Source organism: Nereida ignava (assembly GCF_001049735.1).
GTDB lineage: Bacteria > Pseudomonadota > Alphaproteobacteria > Rhodobacterales > Rhodobacteraceae > Nereida > Nereida ignava.
This window is the reverse complement of sequence record NZ_CVPC01000011.1, coordinates 97,225-119,345: the sequence shown is the minus strand read 5'-3', so window position 1 is coordinate 119,345 and position 22,121 is coordinate 97,225. Positions and strand designations below refer to the sequence as shown.

25 protein-coding genes are annotated in these 22,121 nt (G+C 55.4%); 13 read left to right on the top strand and 12 right to left on the bottom strand.

Annotated features, from left to right (window positions below; all coding sequences use genetic code 11):
* Positions 1–203, top strand: a 203-nt coding sequence (locus NIG5292_RS10470; RefSeq protein WP_048599482.1) for an oligopeptide/dipeptide ABC transporter ATP-binding protein, incomplete at its 5' end; no start/stop codon positions are given.
* Positions 184–1,200, top strand: coding sequence for a P1 family peptidase (locus tag NIG5292_RS10465; RefSeq protein WP_048599481.1), 1,017 nt, complete (start codon positions 184–186; stop codon positions 1,198–1,200). The genes NIG5292_RS10470 and NIG5292_RS10465, both read left to right, overlap by 20 nt.
* Here the strand turns inward: NIG5292_RS10465 and lepA are convergent.
* On the bottom strand, positions 1,197–2,996 hold the full coding sequence (gene lepA / locus NIG5292_RS10460; protein WP_048599480.1) for a translation elongation factor 4: 1,800 nt from the start codon (positions 2,994–2,996) through the stop codon (positions 1,197–1,199). The genes NIG5292_RS10465 and lepA overlap by 4 nt on opposite strands.
* A gap of 188 nt (positions 2,997–3,184) precedes the next feature.
* Between lepA and NIG5292_RS10455 the strand changes: the two genes are divergently transcribed.
* On the top strand, positions 3,185–3,496 hold the full coding sequence (locus NIG5292_RS10455) for a hypothetical protein (RefSeq protein WP_074842122.1): 312 nt from the start codon (positions 3,185–3,187) through the stop codon (positions 3,494–3,496).
* An 81-nt stretch (positions 3,497–3,577) separates the two neighbouring features.
* On the opposite strand, the gene NIG5292_RS10450 is transcribed toward NIG5292_RS10455, so the two are convergent.
* Positions 3,578–4,051, bottom strand: a complete 474-nt coding sequence (locus NIG5292_RS10450) for a copper chaperone PCu(A)C (RefSeq protein ID WP_048599479.1) — start codon at positions 4,049–4,051, stop codon at positions 3,578–3,580.
* 280 nt (positions 4,052–4,331) lie between these two features.
* On the opposite strand from NIG5292_RS10450, the gene NIG5292_RS10445 reads away from it, so the two are divergent.
* Positions 4,332–4,613, top strand: coding sequence for a hypothetical protein (locus NIG5292_RS10445; RefSeq protein ID WP_143081990.1), 282 nt, complete (start codon positions 4,332–4,334; stop codon positions 4,611–4,613).
* Here NIG5292_RS10445 and rpmB read toward each other — a convergent pair.
* A complete protein-coding gene (rpmB, locus tag NIG5292_RS10440) occupies positions 4,588–4,875 on the bottom strand; it encodes a 50S ribosomal protein L28 (RefSeq protein WP_048599477.1) in 288 nt (95 codons plus the stop codon). The genes NIG5292_RS10445 and rpmB overlap by 26 nt on opposite strands.
* Positions 4,876–5,024: 149 nt before the next feature.
* Positions 5,025–5,993, bottom strand: coding sequence for a methylmalonyl Co-A mutase-associated GTPase MeaB (gene meaB, locus NIG5292_RS10435; protein ID WP_048599476.1), 969 nt, complete (start codon positions 5,991–5,993; stop codon positions 5,025–5,027).
* Positions 5,994–6,101: 108 nt separating this feature from the next.
* Between meaB and hrpB the strand changes: the two genes are divergently transcribed.
* Positions 6,102–8,543: an ATP-dependent helicase HrpB gene (gene hrpB / locus NIG5292_RS10430; protein WP_048599475.1), complete on the top strand. Its 2,442-nt coding sequence runs from the start codon at positions 6,102–6,104 to the stop codon at positions 8,541–8,543.
* A 10-nt stretch (positions 8,544–8,553) separates the two neighbouring features.
* Here hrpB and argF read toward each other — a convergent pair whose 3' ends face one another.
* Positions 8,554–9,480: an ornithine carbamoyltransferase gene (gene argF / locus NIG5292_RS10425; protein ID WP_048599474.1), complete on the bottom strand. Its 927-nt coding sequence runs from the start codon at positions 9,478–9,480 to the stop codon at positions 8,554–8,556.
* A 73-nt stretch (positions 9,481–9,553) separates the two neighbouring features.
* Positions 9,554–10,723 carry an aspartate aminotransferase family protein gene (locus tag NIG5292_RS10420; protein WP_048599473.1) on the bottom strand — a complete coding sequence of 390 codons (1,170 nt, stop codon included), beginning with the start codon at positions 10,721–10,723 and terminating at the stop codon, positions 9,554–9,556.
* A 418-nt stretch (positions 10,724–11,141) separates the two neighbouring features.
* Here NIG5292_RS10420 and NIG5292_RS10410 point away from each other — a divergent pair, with 418 nt between their 5' ends.
* Complete coding sequence (locus tag NIG5292_RS10410; RefSeq protein ID WP_082136688.1) at positions 11,142–12,071, top strand: DMT family transporter; 930 nt, start codon at positions 11,142–11,144, stop codon at positions 12,069–12,071.
* Here NIG5292_RS10410 and NIG5292_RS10405 read toward each other — a convergent pair.
* Entirely contained in the window at positions 12,061–12,876 is an 816-nt protein-coding gene (locus NIG5292_RS10405) for an ABC transporter permease (protein ID WP_048599471.1), read from the bottom strand. The two genes, NIG5292_RS10410 and NIG5292_RS10405, sit on opposite strands and share 11 nt — an antisense overlap.
* Positions 12,877–12,987: 111 nt before the next feature.
* Here NIG5292_RS10405 and NIG5292_RS10400 point away from each other — a divergent pair, with 111 nt between their 5' ends.
* On the top strand, positions 12,988–13,554 hold the full coding sequence (locus NIG5292_RS10400; RefSeq protein ID WP_048599470.1) for a GcrA family cell cycle regulator: 567 nt from the start codon (positions 12,988–12,990) through the stop codon (positions 13,552–13,554).
* A 117-nt stretch (positions 13,555–13,671) separates the two neighbouring features.
* Positions 13,672–15,057 (top strand): 30S ribosomal protein S12 methylthiotransferase RimO, encoded by a 1,386-nt coding sequence (rimO, locus tag NIG5292_RS10395; RefSeq protein WP_048599495.1) that lies wholly within the window; start codon positions 13,672–13,674, stop codon positions 15,055–15,057.
* A gap of 12 nt (positions 15,058–15,069) precedes the next feature.
* Here rimO and NIG5292_RS10390 read toward each other — a convergent pair whose 3' ends face one another.
* Entirely contained in the window at positions 15,070–15,792 is a 723-nt protein-coding gene (locus NIG5292_RS10390; RefSeq protein ID WP_048599469.1) for a M48 family metallopeptidase, read from the bottom strand.
* A 119-nt stretch (positions 15,793–15,911) separates the two neighbouring features.
* Here NIG5292_RS10390 and NIG5292_RS10385 point away from each other — a divergent pair, with 119 nt between their 5' ends.
* Genes NIG5292_RS10385 through NIG5292_RS10375 form a run of 3 tightly spaced genes read left to right on the top strand, consistent with a single transcriptional unit; the run spans position 15,912 to position 17,604 of the window.
* Complete coding sequence (locus NIG5292_RS10385) at positions 15,912–16,283, top strand: thiol-disulfide oxidoreductase DCC family protein (RefSeq protein ID WP_048599494.1); 372 nt, start codon at positions 15,912–15,914, stop codon at positions 16,281–16,283.
* A 53-nt stretch (positions 16,284–16,336) separates the two neighbouring features.
* On the top strand, positions 16,337–16,915 hold the full coding sequence (locus tag NIG5292_RS10380; protein WP_048599468.1) for a nitroreductase family protein: 579 nt from the start codon (positions 16,337–16,339) through the stop codon (positions 16,913–16,915).
* A complete protein-coding gene (locus NIG5292_RS10375) occupies positions 16,912–17,604 on the top strand; it encodes an EI24 domain-containing protein (protein WP_048599493.1) in 693 nt (230 codons plus the stop codon). Before NIG5292_RS10380 ends, NIG5292_RS10375 begins: the two co-directional genes overlap by 4 nt.
* Here the strand turns inward: NIG5292_RS10375 and NIG5292_RS10370 are convergent.
* Both NIG5292_RS10370 and mce read right to left on the bottom strand, forming a co-directional pair.
* Positions 17,601–17,897, bottom strand: a complete 297-nt coding sequence (locus NIG5292_RS10370) for a DUF1467 family protein (RefSeq protein WP_048599467.1) — start codon at positions 17,895–17,897, stop codon at positions 17,601–17,603. The genes NIG5292_RS10375 and NIG5292_RS10370 overlap by 4 nt on opposite strands.
* Before the next feature lie 21 nt (positions 17,898–17,918).
* Entirely contained in the window at positions 17,919–18,323 is a 405-nt protein-coding gene (gene mce / locus NIG5292_RS10365) for a methylmalonyl-CoA epimerase (RefSeq protein ID WP_048599466.1), read from the bottom strand.
* A 154-nt stretch (positions 18,324–18,477) separates the two neighbouring features.
* On the opposite strand from mce, the gene NIG5292_RS10360 reads away from it, so the two are divergent.
* Both NIG5292_RS10360 and NIG5292_RS10355 read left to right on the top strand, forming a co-directional pair.
* Positions 18,478–19,194: a response regulator gene (locus tag NIG5292_RS10360; RefSeq protein WP_048599465.1), complete on the top strand. Its 717-nt coding sequence runs from the start codon at positions 18,478–18,480 to the stop codon at positions 19,192–19,194.
* Between the two features lie 122 nt (positions 19,195–19,316).
* On the top strand, positions 19,317–19,508 hold the full coding sequence (locus tag NIG5292_RS10355; RefSeq protein WP_048599464.1) for a hypothetical protein: 192 nt from the start codon (positions 19,317–19,319) through the stop codon (positions 19,506–19,508).
* A gap of 59 nt (positions 19,509–19,567) precedes the next feature.
* Here NIG5292_RS10355 and NIG5292_RS10350 read toward each other — a convergent pair whose 3' ends face one another.
* Positions 19,568–20,254, bottom strand: a complete 687-nt coding sequence (locus NIG5292_RS10350; protein WP_048599463.1) for a GNAT family N-acetyltransferase — start codon at positions 20,252–20,254, stop codon at positions 19,568–19,570.
* Positions 20,251–22,026 (bottom strand): aspartate--tRNA ligase, encoded by a 1,776-nt coding sequence (aspS, locus tag NIG5292_RS10345; protein WP_048599462.1) that lies wholly within the window; start codon positions 22,024–22,026, stop codon positions 20,251–20,253. The genes NIG5292_RS10350 and aspS overlap by 4 nt, the downstream gene beginning before the upstream one ends.
* Between the last annotated feature and the right edge of the window lie 95 nt (positions 22,027–22,121).

Below are 22,121 nucleotides of genomic sequence, written 5' to 3'. Positions count from 1 at the left end.
TCATCAGCCACGATCTATCGGTTGTTCGGACAATTACGGACCGCGTGATGGTGATGAAAGATGGCAAAATTGTAGAACAAGGCATGACAGAAAACGTCTATACGTCCCCCAAACACCCCTATACCCGCGCGTTACTGGCCGCTGCGCCGACCCTTCCTTCCCGCACATCAAATGAGGCGAAACATGCAGACCGGTCCCCTTAATCTTATCACCGATGTAGCTGGACTAAAAGTCGGCAACGCCCAAGATGACACCCTTAAATCAGGAAGCACAGTGCTTTGCGCGGATGCATCGTTCACTGCGTCTGTGCATGTGATGGGCGGTGCGCCTGGTACGCGTGAAACGGACCTTCTTGCACCTGATAAAACTGTGGCTGCGGTAGATGCGTTGGTTTTGTCGGGCGGGTCTGCTTTTGGTTTGGATGCGTGTTCGGGGGTAATGGACGCACTTTATGCGGACGGTCGCGGATACGCAGTCGGGGACGCGCGCGTCCCTCTTGTGCCAGGGGCGATCCTGTTTGATTTACTCAACGGCGGCGACAAAAACTGGGCCGACAACCCCTACCGGTCATTGGGCACAGAAGCCTATGCAAATGCATCAACGTCCTTCGCATTAGGCAGCATTGGTGCAGGAACGGGCGCCCTGACGGGACGCGAAAAAGGCGGGCTTGGCTCAGCCAGTATGGTGATTGAGGGGGCGAGTGGCCCCTTCACCGTCGGCGCGTTGGTTGCAGCAAATCCTGTTGGCTCCGTTACCGTCCCAGAGGGGCCACATTTCTGGGCCGCACCATTCGAGATCGACAGCGAGTTTGGCGGCTTAGGCATGGGAGCCGGTGCCCAAGGCCATGGGCTTTTCCAAAGTCACAAGCTCACCCCGCCCGACGCGCGCGGCAACACCACGATTGCAATCGTTGCAACGGATGCACCGCTCAGCAAAGCGCAATGTCACCGCATGGCTGTCGCGGCCCATGATGGGATCGCGCGCGCGATTGTGCCCGCGCATAGCCCGTTTGATGGGGACTTGGTGTTTGGTGTCTCAACCGGACATGAAAAAAGCGCCAGTCTTGATGACATGGCGCTTTTTGAAATCGGGCTAGCCGCGGCGCTGTGTTTGAGCCGCGCAATCGCACGAGCCGTTTATGAAGCAAAACCTGCTGCGGGCGACGTGCTACCCGCATGGCAAAACCGCACTGGCGTCTAGTTGTCCATTTTGAGGGCGGAAATGAACGCCTCTTGCGGGATGTCGACTTTGCCGAACTGACGCATCTTTTTCTTACCCGCTTTCTGCTTTTCAAGCAGCTTTTTCTTACGCGTCGCATCGCCGCCGTAACATTTGGCAGTCACGTCTTTGCGCATCGCAGACAGGGTTTCACGTGCAATCACACGGCCACCAATCGCTGCTTGAATCGGGATTTTGAACATATGGCGCGGGATCAGATCCTTGAGTTTTTCGCACATAGCGCGCCCACGCTGTTCTGCGCGGTCCGTGTGCACCATAGTTGAAAGCGCATCTACAGGTTCGTCGTTTACCAACACCGACATTTTCACCAAACGGTCCGTTTGGTATCCGATCATCTGATAGTCAAACGAGGCATAGCCCTTGGTCACTGACTTGAGCCGATCGTAGAAATCAAACACCACTTCGTTGAGCGGCAGATCATACACAACCATCGCGCGTGAACCCGCGTAGGTCAGGTCTTGCTGAACACCGCGGCGGTCTTGGCACAGCTTTAGCACATCGCCCAGATACTCGTCCGGCACCAAAATGGTCGCCTTGATGCGCGGCTCTTCGATGTGGTCGATTGTGGCAGGATCAGGCATGTCAGCGGGGTTATGCAGCTCAATCATAGAGCCATCACGCCCGTACACATGATAGATAACCGACGGCGAGGTGGTGATCAGCTCAATGTCATACTCGCGTTCAATCCGGTCACGGATGACCTCAAGGTGTAGCAATCCAAGGAACCCACAGCGGAAACCAAAGCCCAACGCGGCAGATGTTTCCATCTCAAACGAGAAAGACGCATCATTCAGCGCAAGCTTTTCAATCGCATCGCGCAGGTCTTCAAACTCAGCGTTATCAACAGGGAAAAGCCCACAGAACACCACGGGCTGTGCAGGTTTGAAGCCCGGCAACGCCTCAACTTCTTTCTTGTCATGGGTGATCGTATCACCCACGCGCGTGTCGCGGACCTGCTTGATCGAAGCTGTCAAAAAGCCAATCTCGCCTGGACCGAGGCTGTCAAAGGGCTCCATTTCAGGGCGGAACACGCCAACACGGTCAACGTGGTGGGTTGTGCCATTTGAAAGGAACTTAATGCGGTCGCCCTTTTTCAGGCGGCCATCGATAACGCGAACCAACACGATCACGCCCAGATACGCATCATACCACGAATCCACCAGCATCGCCTTCAGCGTGCCATCAGGATTACCCTTAGGCGACGGCAGGCGGGTCACAATAGCCTCCAGCGTCTCACGGATGCCTTGTCCGGTCTTGGCAGACACAGCGATGGCGCCAGAGGCATCAATGCCAATCACGTCTTCAATTTGCTCGGCAACGCGGTCCAAATCCGACGCAGGCAAGTCAATCTTGTTCAGCACAGGCACCAACTCGTGATCCGCTTCAATCGCGTGATACACGTTGGCCAAGGTTTGCGCTTCCACACCTTGGGTGCTGTCCACAACAAGAAGCGAGCCTTCAACAGCGCGCATAGAACGCGAAACCTCATAGGCGAAATCAACGTGACCGGGGGTGTCGATCAAGTTGAGCACGTAGTTTTCACCATCGTTGGCTTTGTACTCGATCCGCACTGTGTTGGCCTTGATCGTGATGCCGCGCTCGCGCTCAATATCCATTGAGTCGAGTAGCTGCGCTTTCATATCGCGATCTTGCACCGTGCCAGTCTCTTGGATCAAACGGTCGGCCAAAGTTGATTTACCGTGGTCGATGTGGGCCACGATCGAGAAGTTGCGGATGTGTGACAAATCTGTGCTCATGGCAAAAGGATATGTGCCGGAATGACAGGTGGGTCAATGGCAATTGATGTGCCTTGACCACGTGCCGCAGGGGGCGGTGCAATCGTGATTTGAAAATTAGCGCAAAACGTGGCAATTGGACTTCACGAATTAACCTTTCGGGCGGATAGTGAAACATCACGGCGCTCGGTTTGGATCGAGGCAGACAGATGAAACACCTATTGCTGATCACGGCTCTGACGGCGACGCTGCCTGTTGGTATGGCCGCACCGGTTGTAGCGAAACCTATCCAGAACGCGTGCCTTCAATCAGCCCGTGAGGCTGTGTCCTATCAACTGTGTGGCTGCATCCAAAGTGCTGCGGACATCACGCTGACACGGCGCGACCAACGGCAGGCGGCCAAGTTCTTTGATGACCCACAGCGCGCCCAAGACGTGCGCCAATCAGACCGCGGCACACACGAAAGTTTTTGGCAAAAATACAAACGCTTTGGTGAAACGGCTGAGGCCTACTGCTCATGAAGCATCGTATGATGTAATGGCAAAAGGCGGACCGCACAGGCCCGCCTTTTTTATTTAGTCAGTAACCGTACCGCGATGAGCTTAATGGTTGTGACCCGAATGACCCGCGCCATGGGCATTTGGATCCGGTTTGCGGTTCAAATCTACCGGCACTTCGATTGTCACATCACCCGCATTTTCAAACGATAGCGTGACCTCAACCAAGTCCCCATCGTTCAGCGAGCGATTCAGCCCCATGAACATCACATGCATTCCGCCGCGTTTTAGCAAGACCGTTTCATCCGCTTCAAACGGGATGCCATCTTCCAATTCGGTCATGCGCATCACCCCGTCTTTTTCGATGTGAGTGTGCAATTCCACGCGAGCTGCCACGTCGCTGCTGGCTGCTACCAGCCGGTCAGCCGTTTCGCTGTGGTTCGTGATTTCCATGAACGCAGCGCCTGCCTTGGCATTTGGTGAAGCAGCAAGAGCGTAGGCATCCTCAATCATCATGTGCGGGTGCGAGGCGGTCGCCATCACAGACAGCAGAGCTGTGGTCAAAAGTATCTTTTTCATTTCAGTCGTCCTTATCGATGTAAATTTGCTGGAAAATTCACACTACAAAAGGCGGGCCGCGGGTCCTGCTCCGTTTAGGGGCCACTTTTGAAACCGCTAGTAGCCGCACGGCGACTACTTTGACGGGCCAAACGTCAGTGTTAAAACCTACCTCAGGCGCAACCGGTATGCTGGCCGCGCTTAGCTGGACGCAATCAGGGCATACATCACGGACGCTTACTTCATTGCCGTGCACATCCACATTCACAACGCGAAGGGCCTGACCCGAGCAAATGACGAATTGATCCGCGACAATCATTCGACCATGCGCAAAGGCACTGCTTTGGGCAGTGACCAGCAGCAGCAGGCTCAACAAAAGGGCGGAAATCCGTCTCATAAGGTGGTGAATAGCAATGTTGGACTGCCCTCAAAAGGGGCAAAAGCGCGCATCGCAAGCGGTAACAGTACAATCGAGATCATGCATGTTCAGGTAATGGCGCAAAGAAAAAGCCCCGCATGGAACCCATGCGAGGCTGAATTCATCAAAATCAAAAAGCTTAGGCTGCTGCCGTTGCTTTCATGATTTCTTTTTTGAGCTTAAGCGCGCTTGCAGAAAGCTCAGCGTCTTTTGCTTTTGCCATGAACGCATCAAGACCACCGCGGTGATCAACAGTGCGCAGAGCAGCAGCGCTGACGCGGAATTTGAAGTCGCGACCAAGTGTTTCAGAGCGCAGTGTCACGTCCTGAAGGTTTGGAAGGAACCGACGACGCGTACGGTTTTTGGCGTGGCTGACGTTGTTGCCAGTCATCGGGCCTTTAGCTGTGAATTCGCAAACGCGAGACATGGGATATCCCCTTCTTAAACGGATAAGACCCGCGCATTGCAGCGGGCCGTCAAATTCGATTGGCTTGCAATAAAAGCCTGCGACCCAAGCGTCAAGACTTGAATCAACCCTTTACCCCGAATGTGGTGGCTTATTTCACCCAAGCTACGCTAGGTTTTGCGAAAGCTGGCCAGAATCTGTGCAGCGGCGCGCACCGGTGTGCGGGTTCCTTGGTGAATCGCTTCACGCGCCTCTTCAACAATTCGGGCGGATTTCGGGTCAGAGTGTAAAAGTTCAAGCAGGCCAAAATGCAACTCTTGGTCGAACCACCGCTGATCTTGGTCCTGACGCCGCGTTTGCCAAAATCCAGACTGCTGCCTGAAATCGCGCAGGGCTTTGATATCGGCCCAGACCTCATCCAGTCCATGGGCAGTCAATGCTGACACCATCGAAGCCTTGGGAAATCCAACTGGGTCCCCACTTCGCTTGCGCAAAAGCCGAAGCGCGCCCGCATAATCTGCGCATGTGCGCGTCGCTGCCGCCTTCAAATCACCGTCGGCTTTATTCACAATCACCAGATCAGCAATTTCCATGATGCCGCGCTTTACGCCCTGCAACTCATCGCCCCCCGCTGGTGCCATCAAAAGCGCAAACACATCTGAGATATCCGCGACCATCGTTTCAGATTGCCCGACGCCTACTGTCTCGATCAACACCACATCAAAGCCCGCAGCCTCGCATAATCGCACAACCTCGCGGGTGCGGCGCGCAACGCCACCCAATTGGGTTTGGCTCGGCGAAGGGCGGATAAAGGCGTTCGGATCACGGGACAATTGCTCCATGCGGGTCTTGTCGCCAAGAATCGAACCGCCTGACCGCGCCGAACTGGGATCAACCGCAAGCACAGCCACACGCAAACCCTGCGCCGTTAAATGCAAACCGAAGCTTTCGATGAAGGTCGACTTGCCGACACCAGGCGTGCCCGACAAACCAATGCGCAGCGCTTGGCGGTCATGAGGCAGTTGCGCCATCAACTCCGAAGCCGCATCGCGGTCCTGCGCCCGTGTGCTTTCAACCAGCGTAATCGCCCGCGCCAAAGCGCGCCGGTTGCCTTTGGGAAGTTCAGCTATCAAATCCATATGCCTTTCATGGCCCGACGCGCCGCCTATGTCTAGCGCCTGCCAACACTGTGGCCCACGCGAGTTTGAGGTTGTGGCCCCACCGCCCTGCCCCGTAAACCAGTTCGCATGAGACTACCCATCGAAGACGTTATCAGCGATGTGATCACCGCCATCGCACAGCACGGCCAGCTTGTTTTGCAGGCGCCCCCCGGGGCGGGCAAGACCACGCGGGTTCCCTTGGCCCTGTTGCAAGGCGGTGTGTTTGAGGGAAAGTTAATTATGCTTGAACCCCGCCGCCTTGCCGCCCGTGCCGCCGCAGAGCGTATGGCAGACACCCTTGGCGAACCCGTGGGCGAGCAGGTCGGCTACAGGATGCGCGGCGAGGCAAAAGCAGGCCCGAACACCCGTATCGAAGTGGTGACAGAGGGTATTCTAACCCGCATGATCCAAACAGACCCCAGCCTTGAGGGCGTTGGCGCGCTGGTCTTCGATGAATTCCACGAGCGGTCTCTCAACGCGGACCTTGGCTTGGCCCTTGCGCACGAAAGCCGCTCGGCACTACGGCCAGACCTCAAACTGGTCGTTATGTCTGCCACCCTTGATGCAGAGCCCGTGGCCAAAATGCTGGGCGCACCGATCATTACCTCGCAAGGGCGCGCCTTTGACGTGGAAGAGCGTTGGCTTGATGCCCCCCTCAAGAAAGACAAAAAGCTTGAACTGGCCTGTGCTGATCTAATCGTGCAGGCGGTGACCGAGCAACCTGAGGGCGGTGTGCTGGTGTTTTTGCCCGGTCAGGGCGAGATCACGCGCGTCGCCCGCGCCCTTGAAGGCCAGTTGGACAAAAGCTGTGCGGTGCACAAACTTTACGGGGCAATGGATTTCAAAGCGCAGCGTGCCGCAATCATGCCCGCCAAAACAGGGCGCAAGATTGTGTTGGCAACGTCTATTGCGGAAACGTCGCTGACCATCGAAGACGTGCGCACGGTTGTTGATGCAGGCCGCTCACGGCGCGCACGTTTTGACCCCGCGTCTGGCATGTCACGATTGGTGACCGAGCGCGTGACCCGGGCCGAAGCCACCCAACGGGCCGGCCGTGCGGGACGCGTCGCCGAAGGGGTGGCCTACAAACTTTGGACCAAAGGGGAGCACGGTGCGCTTGCTGCGTTTCCGCCTGCTGAAATTGAAGCCGCCGATCTTGCTGGCCTCGCTCTTGAGTTGGCCGCTTGGGGGTCATCTCCCGAAGATATGGCTTTTCTCACGCCGCCCCCTCAGGGTGCGCTTGCCGAAGCACAGGCTCTTTTGACATCGCTTGGCGCCCTAAAAAGCGGACGGATTACAGATCATGGCCGCGCGCTGTTGCGCCTACCAGTGCACCCTCGGCTGGCCCATATGGTGGCGCGCGCGGGCAAAGGTGCAGCACCCATTGCTGCACTGCTGTCTGGGCGCGATATACTGATGAACGGTTTTAATGGTGCGGGCGCTGACCTCACCCTACGCATTCGTGCACTAAGCGACCCCAAAGGATCAAACGCCCACGCTGTTAACCAAAGTGCGCTGGCCACGGCACGGCTTGAGGCCAAGCGCCTCGCGCGGCTTGCGGGTCCGGATCAAGGGCTGTCGGCTGCGCAAATGGCCGCACTCGCCTATCCCGATCGCATCGGCCTGCGGCGTGCGGGGCAAGCCCACAGGTTTGTCTTGTCTGGTGGCAAGGGCGCTGTTGTTTCCGACAGTGACCCGATCGGCACACAGCTGCTGATCGTGGTGACAGATACCGATGGTAACCCGCGCGATGCAAAGACCCGCCAAGCCATTGCGATCAGCGAAAACGAACTGCGCGCAATCATGCCCGAACAATTCGTGTGGCATACTGTGTGTGAATGGTCCCGCAGAGAAAGCCGCGTGATGGCGCGCGAACAACTGAGACTTGGGGCCTGTGTCCTTGAGGATCGCGCTTGGAAAAACGCGGACGTGGCACAGATGAACCGCGCGATGTGCGACGGCATTCGAATGATCGGTCTGAACCTGCCCGCAGCTGCGAAGCGATTTCAAGCCCGCGTGATTTTGGCCCGCGAAAATAGCGATCGCGCATTTCCAGACCTGAGTGACAGCGCCTTGCTCGACACCCTAGAGGACTGGCTTGCTCCTTACCTTGGCAGCGTGCGCACAAGTGCGGATTGGAAGGCGTTTGACCCGCTTGAAGCATTGCGGAATTGTTTGAATTGGGAGCAAACTCAAGCGCTTGACCAGCTTGTGCCGTCGCATTTCACAACGCCGCTTGGTGATCGCCGGCCCATCGATTATTCGCAGGCTGATCCAGAAATTGAGGTCAGGTTGCAAGAGCTTTTCGGTGTTACCAAACACCCAACTGTCGGCGGCAAGCCTCTAAAGGTGACTGTCTTGTCACCTGCGCGAAAACCTTTGCAAACCACAATGGATATTCCAGGGTTTTGGGCAGGCTCCTACGCGGATGTACGCAAAGACATGCGCGCAAGATATCCCAAACACCCATGGCCCGAAGACCCGACACAAGCAGAGCCAACCCTGCGCGCAAAGCCCCGCAAAAGGTAAGTGACGCCGCTTACCCTTGCATGCACCAGCGCATGACCGCTTTTTGCGCATGTAGCCGGTTTTCAGCCTCGTCAAAAATGACAGAGTGCTTTCCGTCCATCACCGAAGATGTTGCTTCTTCCTCGCGGTGGGCAGGCAAGCAGTGCATGAACAATGCATCGTCTTTAGCATGTGACATCAACGCATCGTTAACCTGATACCCGCGCAACTGATTGTGGCGGCGTTCTTTTGTGGTTTGGCTGTCGTGCATCGAAACCCATGTGTCAGCCACCACCAGATCGGCGCCTTGAACTGCTTCAATCGGGTCGCGGATAATCTCAACGGTACTGCCATTGGCGCGCGCAAGATCAACAAACTCAGCCTCAGGATCAAGCGGCTCAGGGCCCGTGAAAGTAAGGTCAAATCCGAATTGTCCCGCCGCGTGCAAGAACGATGCGCAAACGTTATTTCCGTCACCGCACCAGACGACTTTTTTACCTTTAATGGAGCCGCGATGCTCTTCAAATGTTTGGATATCTGCCATGATCTGGCAGGGGTGTGTCCGGTTTGTTAGCCCGTTTATCACGGGAACACTGGCGTGCTCGGCCAGCTCCAAAAGGGTTGTTTCCTCGAACGTGCGGATCATAATCATGTCGACGTAACGGGACAAAACACGCGCGGTATCCGCGATGCTTTCACCATGACCAAGCTGCATATCCGTTCCTGACAGCACCATTGTTTGACCACCCATTTGGCGCACGCCTACGTCAAAGCTGACACGGGTCCGTGTTGATGGCTTTTCAAAAATCAACGCCACCATTCGATCTTTTAGGGGCAAATCCTGATCAGGTGCGGCTTTGGGCAGCCCAGCGCGCGCCGATTTCACCGATTTTGCGCTGTCGATCATCGCGCGCAAATCTTCAGCAGATGTTTTGTGGATATCAAGAAAGTGGTTCATGGGTTTTCCCCCTGTAAGTGGCGAAACGGGGGCGCTGCCCCCGGTCCCCCGGGATATTTGAAAACAAAAGAAGTTAGGCCGACAGACTGACCGCTGCGCGATCAAGGCGTGCGACGGCATCTTTAAGCTCAGTGTCAGTTACGGTTAACGCCGGAAGAAGTCGCAATGTGTTGTCGCCTGCTGGCACCACCAAAAGCTCTTGGGCGTAGCTGGCGCTAAGCACATCACCAACAGGCAATCGACACTTAAGACCCGCCATGAGGCCTGCCCCACGCGCCAGCTCAAAAACAGCGCTGTGTTTCGCCACAAGATCATCAAGCAAGGTTTTCAGAAGGGTACCTTTGCGCTCTACGTCATCAAGAAAGTCGCTTTGCACGATAATATCCATCACAGCATTACCGACCGCACACCCAAGCGGGTTGCCACCGTACGTGCTGCCGTGGGTTCCCGCACTCATGCCGCTTGCCGCGTTTTCCGTCGCCAGCACACAGCCCAGCGGAAATCCGGAACCGATACCTTTTGCGACCATCATGATATCAGGTGAAATACCGGACCATTCATGCGCAAAAAGCTTACCAGTACGACCGACACCGCATTGGACTTCGTCCAAAACAAGCAAAGTACCCGTGGCATCGCACAGGTCACGCAGGCCCTTAAGGCATTGTTCAGGGACCGGAATGATCCCGCCCTCACCCAAGACAGGCTCAACGATTACGGCACATGTGTTGTCTGTAATTGCCGCGCGTAAGCCGTCATGATCGCCGATGTCCAAATGGGTAAATCCTGGCAAAAGAGGGCCGAAACCTTCGGTCATTTTTGCAGAACCTGCTGCCGCGATCCCAGCGCTTGAACGGCCATGAAAAGAGCCGTTGAACGCAACGATTTCTGTCCGGTCCTCACCGCGGGCGTGAAAATACTTACGGGCCATTTTGACAGCCAGCTCACAGCTTTCGGTTCCTGAGTTCGTGAAGAAAACAGTGTCCGCGAATGTATGCGCAACAAGCTTATCGGCGAGGGTCTGCTGCCCCTCGATCTGATACAGGTTTGATGTGTGCCACAGGTTTTCAGCCTGATTACAAAGTGCTGAAACAACCGCTGGATGGCCGTGTCCCAAAGACATCACCGCAATACCCGCCGCCATATCCAAAAAGCGTCGGCCGTCAGCTTCCACTAACCAAGAGCCTTCACCTTTGACAAACGTCAAAGGGGCACGATTATAGGTGGGAAGAATAGACGGGATCATAGCATAGCGTCCTTTTGAATTATGCGAGTGCCAAGGGATGGGCTAAGCCCGCGAACCTGTCAAGTTAGACATGATTAATGCAGGCTGCCCTGTGCAGACTTGAGTAAGACTTAGGCAAACGATTTCTTAATCAATGATATGCTATCGGGACGCATGACGTATTTCATCGCGATCTTTGTTGGAATTTGTTTTGCCATGTGGGTGCGCCGCCGCAGCATGATGCGCGCGGCCCTGCATCAAAGTGCCCCTTATGATCCGGACCCCCGTGAACTGCCACGCTCTGCAGGCCAACCTGTAGCCACCGTGCGCTTGGAAAAAGGCACGGTTGGTCCCTCCGTTGCGACACCTCGTGCAAACAATCCGAGACAGCCAAACAAAATTGTGGACAGGTCTGGCAAAAAGCGACAAGCCGCATGGCATGACATCAAACACATCCCCAAGCGCAAATCAGGTCATCCCTCCCCCCCTCCATGAGGTGAATGGCTCAAACTTGTTGGCTGTTGTTTTGATGATAACGGCCACGATGTTTATAGCGGCAACTACCGTGCTGGCCAAAGCGCTTGGAACAACTTCTCTCGGGGCGCCGCTGCACCCGATACAAATTACCCATGGTCGTTTTGTGTTTGCGTTCTTGGCACTTTGCATGACGTTGCCGGCGTTTTGGCGGCACCTAAACACAAAGCCAAACATTAGACTTCACATTGGCCGGACCAGCCTTGGTGGCAGTGGGGTGTGCCTGATGTTTGCTGCTGTAGCTCATATCCCACTCTCGGACGCGACGGCGATTAGCTTCCTCAATCCAGTGTTTGGTATGGCTTTGGCCGCGTTACTACTGGGGGAAAAAGTTGGCCCATGGCGTTGGAGTGCGGCAGCAATCGCCCTTACCGGCGCGTTCATATTGTTACGCCCGGGACCGGATAGTTTTCAGCCAGCTGCACTTTTGGCTCTTGGGGCAGCGTTTTTTCTAGGTGTTGAATTGATTTTCATTAAACGGCTGTCAGGACGCGAGCCGATGTTTCAAATTCTGCTGACCAATAATTTTATCGGATGCATCGTAGCATCAGTTGCAGTCATCGCGTTTTGGCAGCCGCCAACAGTCCAGCAATGGATTGCGCTTGCAGCCCTTGGCGCACTGATGGCCTGCGCCCAGACATGTTTTGTGAACGCTATGAAGCGCGCAGAGGCCAGCTTTATTGTTGTGTTCAGCTACAGCACACTGGTTTTTGCAACCATTTACGACTTGGTGATTTTCGACGTCATGCCGGACGCAATCTCAATCCTTGGTGCAATCACAATTCTTACGGGCGCACTTCTTTTGGCATGGCGCGAAGGCCGGGCTAAGCTTTGATCCGATAGCCCGTACGAAACCACCACCAACAGACACCCAAAATAAGAGCAGTCGTTGCCAAACATACGCCAAGACCAAGCCAAGGTGAGCTGTCAGAAATACCCAACACACCGTATCGGACACCATCGATCAGGTAGAAAAACGGGTTTGCGTGGCTCAACACATACATCACACGTGGCAGGTCACTGACCGAATAAAAAGTACCGGATAAGAACGCCAATGGCGTCACGACGAAATTGGTGATCGCTGCCATTTGATCAAATTTGTTGGCGAAAGTACCGGCGATGATGCCAAGACCGCCCATCAAAGCACCACCCAGCACAACGAACATCAAAGCCCAAAGCGGATGCGCAGGCCAAACGCCAAAATACCCAAGACCCACAATAGCAATGCAAACCGCTACGATCAGCCCGCGCACGATCGCACCAGCCACATACCCCAACACCATCTCTGCCGCAGACAGTGGTGGCATCAATGTATCAACAATATTTCCCTGAACTTTCGCCACCAAGATTGAACTCGATGTATTTGCAAATGCATTTTGGATCACGGTCATCATCAAAACACCCGGCGTGATAAACACCATGAAGGGCATTCCCATCACGTCCCCGCGCCGTGGCCCCACCGCCAAGTTGAACACCAATAAAAACAGGCCTGCCGTGATCATTGGGGCCATCAAAGTCTGGGTCCAAACGTTCAGAAAGCGGCGAATTTCGCGTTCAGCCAACGTGCGCGTACCGAGCCAATTGACCCGTCCAAAACGGCGTGCGCCCATCTGCCCTAAACTCAGGTTGCGATCAGTCATTGAAAAGGCACCTTGGTTGGTTGTATCTGCTGGTCTGCCTGACTAGAATAGCGCCGTGGCAGAGAACTCAAGCCCCTCCCTAACGGGCTCTAACATAAAGTGGAACATTGAATGTCCTGGACCGATGAACGCGTCGAAATCCTGAAGAAAATGTGGGGCGAGGGACAATCGGCCAGCCAAATCGCAAAAGAGCTTGGCGGCGTGACCCGTAACGCTGTTATTGGCAAAGTGCACCGACTTGGCCTGTCAAATCGTGCAGGTAGTGCAGGTGCGAAAGCCGCCGCAAAAGAAAAAGCGCCCAAAGCGGAGGCCAAGAAACCCGCGCCGGCGCCCGCAGCGAAACCACAACCAAAGACCGAGAGTGCTGCACCGCCCCCGCAGCCCAAAGTCGCTGGTCGCCGTGCAATTATCCCCGCAGGTCAGCCCTTGCCACCTCAGCCATCCGCGAATGAGATCAGCCCAGAGGCTCTCGCCAAGGTCAACGAAATTGAGAAAAAATCCAAGAAGATTGGCTTGATGGAATTGACCGAACGCACGTGCAAGTGGCCAGTTGGTGACCCTGCGACAGAAGATTTCTGGTTCTGCGGGCTTCCCGTTAAAGCAGGCAAGCCCTACTGCGAGGCGCACGTCGGCGTAGCATTCCAACCCATGTCATCGCGCCGCGATCGCCGTCGGTAATATTTTGTGCGCCGTGGCACATGCCTCCGGCGGGGATATTTTTGAACAAAAGAACACGAAAGACCAAAGGGCGGCGCGTTTCACAAGGACGCGCCTCTTTTTATGAAAGAGCGTCAAATGGCTGAGAACCCTCCAAACATTCGTCCCGATCTGGCCCCACAAGCGCGCTTTGGCGAGCAACCACGCAGTAGCCAGCCTACCCTTGGAATGGTGTCTCTTGGCTGTCCGAAAGCGCTGGTTGATAGTGAACGGATCCTTACTCGCCTGCGTGCAGAAGGCTATGCCATCAGCCCAGAATATACCGGTGCGGATGCTGTCATCGTGAACACCTGTGGTTTTCTAGACAGCGCCAAGGCCGAAAGCCTTGATGCCATCGGCGAGGCATTGGTTGAAAACGGTAAGGTGATTGTCACCGGCTGTTTGGGCGCGGAGCCTGATTATATTCGCGAACATCACCCCAATATTTTGGCCGTCACTGGCCCGCATCAGTATGAACAGGTTCTGGACGCGGTTCATGCGGCTGTGCCGCCTGCACCTGACCCCTTCATTGATCTGCTGCCCGCGACGGGCGTCAGCCTGACACCGCGCCACTACAGCTATCTGAAAATTTCCGAAGGCTGTAACCACAAGTGTAAGTTCTGCATCATCCCTGACATGCGCGGCCGCCTTGTAAGTCGCCCTGCTCATGCGGTGATCCGTGAGGCCGAAAAGCTGGTCGATGCAGGAGTACGTGAACTACTTGTCATTAGTCAGGACACATCGGCCTATGGCGTTGACATAAAACATGCCGAAGATCGCGGTCACCGCGCGCATATCACTGATTTAGCTCGTGATTTGGGAACACTTGGCGCGTGGATCCGCCTGCATTATGTCTATCCGTACCCACACGTGCGCGACATGATCCCCTTGATGGCCGACCCTACAAGTGGTGTGCTGCCCTATCTCGATATTCCGTTTCAGCATGCGCACCCTGATGTTCTAAAACGCATGGCGCGACCCGCTGCGGCGTCAAAAACCTTAGACGAAATCGCAGCTTGGCGGGCGACCTGCCCAGACATCACGCTGCGCTCCACGTTTATTGTCGGCTATCCGGGCGAGACCGAGGCCGAGTTCCAGACGTTGCTCGATTGGCTTGATGAAGCACGGCTCGATCGTGTTGGATGTTTTCAATATGAAAACGTGGACGGCGCACGATCAAACGCGTTGCCAGACCATGTGCCGGCGGAAGTTAAACAAGACCGCTGGAACCGTTTCATGGAGAAAGCCCAAGCCATTTCTGCCCAAAAGCTTGCCGCAAAAGTGGGGCACACAATGGATGTGATTATTGATGACATCGATGAGGACGGCGTGGCCACATGCCGGACCAAAGCCGATGCCCCCGAGATTGATGGCAACCTTTTCATCGACGAAAACACCAGCGACCTACACGTTGGCGAAATCGTATCCGTGACCGTGGATGAGGCGTCTGAGTATGACCTTTGGGGTGCTGTGAACGCACGCTAAGTCGTCTATACTTTACAGTTTAGCGGCAGTATCACGCACGGCCTTAACCCGGTCTGCATTCGGCGGGTGCGTTCCCAAAAAGCGGTCCCCCGGGTCAGGAATGCGCGTAAAAAACTTAGAGCCAAGCACAGGGTCATACCCCGCACGTGCAGTGATCACTGTGCCCAGACGGTCTGCCTCCAACTCAAAATCTTTGGAATAGCTGCGCGCGCCCACAGCCGCCCCAAGTTCCTGAGCCGTTTGCACACCAATGGCACCGGCACCCGTCAGGGTAGCCAAGTTACCCAAAAGCACCGCTCCCGCGATGGCATTGGTGCGCTGGCGTGCCAGATGGTTTTTGATGTGATGCGCCGCTTCATGACCCAAGACAAAGGCAATCTCGTCGTCATTATGGGCACGGGCCAAAAGAGACGCCGTAAACATGATGACAGGCCTGCCTGACCGCTCAAGAGTTTGAAATGCATTCGGCGGTTTGCGCGGATTATCATCAAGCAGGATTTTGAAATCGCAATTCAGCCCCTTGGTGGAACGCACGCACATCCGTTCGGCAACAGGCTCAACCCGCGCTACCGCGCGCGCAAATGCTTGCGTGCCCGCGCGCAACCCGAGGGCTGAGCCATCATTGCTTTGAGCAGTTTGTTCAGGAATACCTTCGGAAGTGGGCTTACTACTATCTACCCCAGACGGTTGGCACGCAGTCAAAAACATAAGTGCAAAAACCAACCAAACACGCATACTCAAACGTCCTTTACGTCCCAAAACTGTCCCGCACACTATCAGCAGCGCCACAAAAAGAGCCAGCCCCTTTCGCCGCACCCCCTGTCAAAACCGAAAGCCAAGACTACCTGCTGTATATGGAAAAGACAGAGATCATATACAACGGATCGTGCCCAATTTGCTCGCGCGAGGTCAACGGATACGCCCGCTATGCGCAAGCTAAGGCCCTGCCGCTGACGTTCACGGACCTGACGGCGACGGACCTTGATGCCCTTGGCCTAACACCTGATGAAGCGGCCAAGCGCCTTCATGTGCTGCATGAGGGAAAACTTTTGGCCGGTGTGGATGCCTTCGTTATTTTGTGGGGGGAAATGCCGCGTTTTTGCTGGCTTGCACGTTTGGTGGCCCTGCCCGTCATCCACCCAATAGCAGTTTTCATCTATGACAGGATACTCGCACCACTGCTGTTCGGCATGCACAAAAGGCGCCAAGCGCGCGCTGCATCTTGAACCCACGCGCGCAAACCGCAACATAGGGGCAAAGGCGCTATAAAGGATCCGTCATGCCCGCACCGAACACCGCCGCTTTGGCTTTTTTGCAATCGCGCCGCTCACGGCCCGCAAAGACACTAACCACCCCGGTGCCCGGCGACGATGATCTGCGCGCCCTTTTGACCATTGCTGCGCGCACGCCCGATCATGGTAAGCTTGAGCCGTGGCGCTTTATCGTGTTGCAGCGGCCCGCATTGCTGCGCCTCGCGGCCGAGGTTGAGAAATTTGTAAGCGCGCGCACAGATGAGACCGCGATCATTGCCAAACAAACCGCGCAATACGCAAATGCGCATCTTGCAGTAGCTGTTGTTGAAAGCCCCAAACCCTCCCCAAAAATTCCGCCTCTGGAGCAAACCTATTCAGCGGGTGCTGTTTGTCTGGCGCTGCTCAACGGGGCGCTTGCATCTGGCTGGGGGGCAAACTGGCTGTCGGGGCCGGCCAGCCATGACGCAGAGTTCACGCAGACACATCTGGGGCTTGCACCGCACGAGCGCATCGCGGGGTTGATCCATTTGGGCACAGAGACAAATCCGCCACCCGAACGCCCGCGTCCCGACGTGGACAGCATAACCACTTGGGTCGCATCGTGATCCTTCAGGCAGTGCTACGTGCGACGGCGCAATTCTCTGATCCTGCGTTTTGGGGCGTTGCTGCCAAGGCGATTGCTCTCACGATTGTGACACTCATTGGCCTCGGAGCGGCTGTGATCTGGGGCATTGGCTGGCTGTTACCTGATCAGATCAACCTGCCGTGGATCGGCACAGTTACATGGGTGGAAAGCGCCATTAGCTGGGCAGCGGTCCCATTGATGGCGGTCCTGTCAGTGTTTCTGATGGTGCCTGTTGCATCCGCAGTGACAGGGCTTTTTCTTGAAGACGTTGCCGATGCTGTTGAGGCCCGCCACTTCCCACACTTATCCCCTGCAACACCCCTCGGGATTGCACAAACACTGCGGGACTCGCTTGGGTTTTTGGCTGTCATGGCGGGTGCCAATCTTCTGGCCTTAGTGCTCTACCTGATCTTTTTGCCCTTCGCGCCGCTGATCTTTTGGGGACTAAACGGCTTTTTACTGGGGCGGGAATATTTTCAACTTGTGGCCGCGCGGCGTGTCGGCCTCAAAGAAGCAAAGCAACTGCGGCGCAAACATGCGCTTAGAATTTGGCTGGCAGGCGGTGTGATGGCCGTTGTCTTATCCGTACCAATGTTGAACTTACTGGTCCCAATTCTGGGCGCCGCGACTTTCACACACCTTTTTCACACCCTGCAAAGCCGCGCTTAGCCCGCCGCCTGTGGCAAGCCAGAGCCGGGCCCCATGCGGTTGAACATATCGATGCTTTCAACTGTCAAAAGGCCCGACACCAAAGTACTCGCAATGACAATCCACAGCCCAATCGCCCAATAAGTAGTGATTTTGGCTTTCCGTTTAATCTGCGCATCCGCTGGCGAAGAGGCATGTGTGCCGGGCACGATCTCGCCTGTGTCGCCTTGGGTAACCATGCGCAAAGGCAGTACACAGAAGAACACCATGAACCAGATCACGGCAAACAAAACGATAGCAGAGGTGATGGACATGGGCAGGCCTTTCTAAATCACTTAGACTTGTTCTAGCTCGACAAGGCAGCCGTTAAAGTCTTTGGGGTGCAAAAACAAAACCGGCTTTCCGTGTGCTCCGATTTTCGGCTCACCGGTGCCCAAAACACGCATGCCATCTGCTTTTAGTCTGTCGCGGGCGACCAAGATATCGTTGACTTCGTAACACATGTGATGGATGCCCCCGACGGGGTTTTTATCCAGAAATCCTCTGATCGGACTATCTTCGCCCAAGGGATACAGCAACTCCACTTTGGTGTTCGGCAGCTCGATGAACACAACAGTCACCCCGTGATCCGGCTCATCCTGCGGCGCACCTACATTGGCGCCAAGCGTATTGCGGTATTGATCGCACGCAGCCTCAAGGTCAGGAACGGCGATGGCGATATGGTTTAAGCGGCCAATCATAGTGGGGTCTCCAGTCAGTATTTGGCCTGTTTATGGGCGGATGAGCCGCCAGAAACAAGTCATCACAAGCGCGGCACATTAACCCGCTGTTAGGCATGCGCCCGTATTTCTGAAGCCGTAAATCGTTCAACAGTAACCACAGCGGAGCACTGCCATGCCCAGCCTTGATGACTATCTCACCACACCCAAAGCCACCAACGACCGCCCTCTTTTGGGGCAGACCATTCTGGTTGTCGAAGACAGCCGCCACGCCTGTGAGGCCCTTCGGTTGATGTGCCTGCGTTCAGGCGCGCGCATCAGAATGGCGGATTGCCTGACTTCAGCGCGCCGCCACCTTAAAGTTTACAGACCATCGGTGATCGTCATTGATATCGGCCTGCCTGACGGAAGCGGGGCCGACCTGCTTGAAGATCTAGCGAATGCGAGCCCACGCGTGGACGTTATTTTGGGCACCAGCGGTGATCCAAACGGCCAAGATATGGCGCTGGCAGCGGGCGCGGATGGCTTTTTGGAAAAACCGCTAACCAGTCTTGCAGCCTTTCAAGACGCGGTCCTCAGCCATTTACCTGATGACAGACGCCCCTCTGGTCCACGCAGTGTAAATGATGAAATTATCGTACCAGACAGGATTGCTTACCAAAATGACATGGCACACATCGCTGATGTACTTGGTGCTGAGACGGACGCGCGTGTGCTCGACTACATCACACAATTCACCGGAGGCGTGGCGCGCACGGCCTCGGACCGCGAGCTTAGCATAGCTGTGGAGAATGTGATCGACGCACGCACCGAGGGTCACCACCTGCCAAACGCGATCGCGGCTCTTTCGGGACTTGTCCAAGACCGCCTCAACGCGCGCGCAGTCATTTAGCGCGGCAAAAATATGTAACTGAAACGTAAATTCATCTTATCGGCACGAGGGCACCAAACACCTGCCACATTTACGCGCCAAACGTATCAGCATGTTGGTTGTTTAATTGTGGGGTGTTCAAGATGGAAAGACTGGCACAAAAGTTGTGGGCAAACGCAGATACGCGTTCAAAAGGGGCAGTGGATTGGATCGTGTTAACCACGGGCGCCACATTCTTGGCCGTTGGTATCCTTGCCTCACTTATTGGTGCGTCCGCAGATTTCGCCCGCGACACCGTGATCGAAACAGACACAAGCTTTACCCAGCCAATTTAGCAAAAAGCCACACAATATTCGGGCGTCCCTTTGCGGGTTAGGTCTAGCCAGAATAATTTCTAAAGAGCAGGATCTCGGCTTACCAAAATTGGCGCGGTCAGGTCGCGCAACGATTTAATCTGCTGACCATCCGCATCAAAGTTGTCCGCATTAAGCCAAGTCTCGAACGCATCGCGCAACTGTGGCCATTCACCGTCAATCATCGCGTACCAAACCGTATCGCGGTTGCGGCCCTTAACAACAACTGCTTGGCGGAAAATGCCTTCGTAGGAAAAGCCAAACCGTTCCGCAGCGCGGCGTGATCCAAGGTTGCGGCTGTTGCACTTCCATTCAAACCGGCGATAGCCAGCCTCAAACGCCCATCTGATCAACAAATACACTGCTTCTGTTGCTTCACGGGTGCGTTGCAGTCTTGGCGCAAACGTCACCCAACCGACTTCGGCAACGCCGTTCTTGGGATCGATACGCATCAACGACAAAGTACCGCCAAGACGCCCGTCTTCCATACGCACAGCAAAATGCAGCGGGTCATTAGTGATGCGCGCAGCATCAAGCCACGCCCGATACTGGGTTCCTGCGAACGGCCCAGTTGGCAACCAATCCCACATCTTACCGTCAAGGTCTTCAGAAAAAGCAGCAATCAAGCCGTCTTCATGATCGGTAGATAAAGGCTCAAGCGTGACGTAGCGCCCACGCAATTCTACCCGTTCAGGCAAAGCAACAGGGCGCCACGCTTCTAGACTCATTCGGGATCAATCACACGCAGCGACAACTCACGCAGCTGTTCGTTCATCGGATCGTTCGGCGCGCCCATCATCAGATCTTCGGCGCGTTGGTTCATCGGGAACATGATCACTTCACGAATGTTTGCCTCATCCGCCAAAAGCATCACAATCCGGTCAATACCCGCCGCACATCCACCGTGGGGAGGCGCGCCGTATTGGAATGCGTTAACCATGCCGCCAAAACGTTTTTCGACTTCGTCTTTGCCGTAACCCGCAATCTCGAACGCTTTGAACATAATCTCTGGACGGTGATTCCGGATCGCACCGGACACCAACTCATAGCCGTTACAGGCCAAGTCGTATTGATAGCCCAGCACATCCTCGGGATTGCCGTCCAACGCATCCATGCCACCTTGGGGCATTGAGAACGGGTTGTGCTCAAAATCGATTTTGCCAGTTTCCTCATCCCGCTCATAGATCGGAAAATCCACGATCCAAGCGAACGCAAAACGGTTCAGGTCGGTCAGGCCAAGCTCGTTGCCAATTTCAACGCGCGCTTTGCCGGCCACGCCTTCAAACGCCTTCGGCTTACCGCCCAAGAAGAATGCAGCATCGCCCACGCCAAGGCCCAGTTGCTGACGAATTGCTTCTGTGCGCTCGGGGCCGATGTTTTTGGCAAGCGGACCCGCAGCCTCCATACCCTCACCTTGGTCGCGCCAGAAGATATAGCCCATCCCAGGCAGACCTTCTTTTTGCGCAAAGGCATTCATACGGTCACAGAACTTACGTGATCCACCTTTCGGCGCAGGGATCGCGCGAATTTCAGTGCCGTCTTGCTCGAGCAGTTTGGCGAAAATGGCAAAGCCTGATCCGCGGAAATGATCGGACACAACCTGCATTTTGATCGGGTTGCGCAAGTCAGGCTTGTCGGTGCCGTACCAAAGGGCCGCGTCTTTATATGAAATCTGCGGCCACTCCTGATCAACAGCGCGTCCGCCACCGAACTCCTCAAAAACACCTGTTAGGACAGGTTGGATCGTATCAAAGACGTCCTGCTGCTCAACAAACGACATCTCAAGATCAAGTTGGTAGAAATCAGTAGGCGAGCGGTCCGCACGGGGATCTTCGTCGCGGAAACACGGCGCGATCTGGAAATATTTATCGTAGCCAGACACCATGATCAGCTGTTTGAATTGCTGTGGCGCTTGGGGCAGCGCATAGAATTTACCCGGGTGCAGACGTGAAGGCACCAAGAAATCACGCGCGCCCTCTGGGCTTGAGGCTGTGATGATCGGCGTTTGATATTCGCGGAAGTTCAAGTCCCACATCCGCTTACGCATGGACGCCACCACGTCTGAGCGCATCGCCATGTTACGCTGCAATTTCTCGCGGCGCAGATCGAGGTAGCGGTACTTCAGGCGGGTTTCTTCGGGATATTCCTGCTCACCGAACACCATCAGGGGCAGCTCAGCAGACGCGCCCAGCACTTCGATGTCACGGATGAACACCTCAATTTCGCCGGTTGGAATCTTGGGGTTCACAAGGCTTTCGTCCCGCGCCATGACGTTGCCATCAATGCGGATACACCATTCGCTGCGGACTTTCTCAATCTCGGAAAATACGGGGCTGTCGGGATCGGCCATGACTTGCGTGATGCCGTAGTGGTCGCGCAAATCGATGAACAACAACCCGCCGTGATCACGCACGCGGTGCACCCAACCGGACAGGCGAACGGTCTCGCCCACGTTTGATTTGTTTAGATCGGCGCAAGTGTGGCTGCGGTAGGCGTGCATAATCGGCTCTTTCCCATGAATATCAGGTCTGACGCGATACACCGCGCCTACCCCGTAAAGTCAAGGGAAAGCGCCCAATTCCAACGCCAATCTCC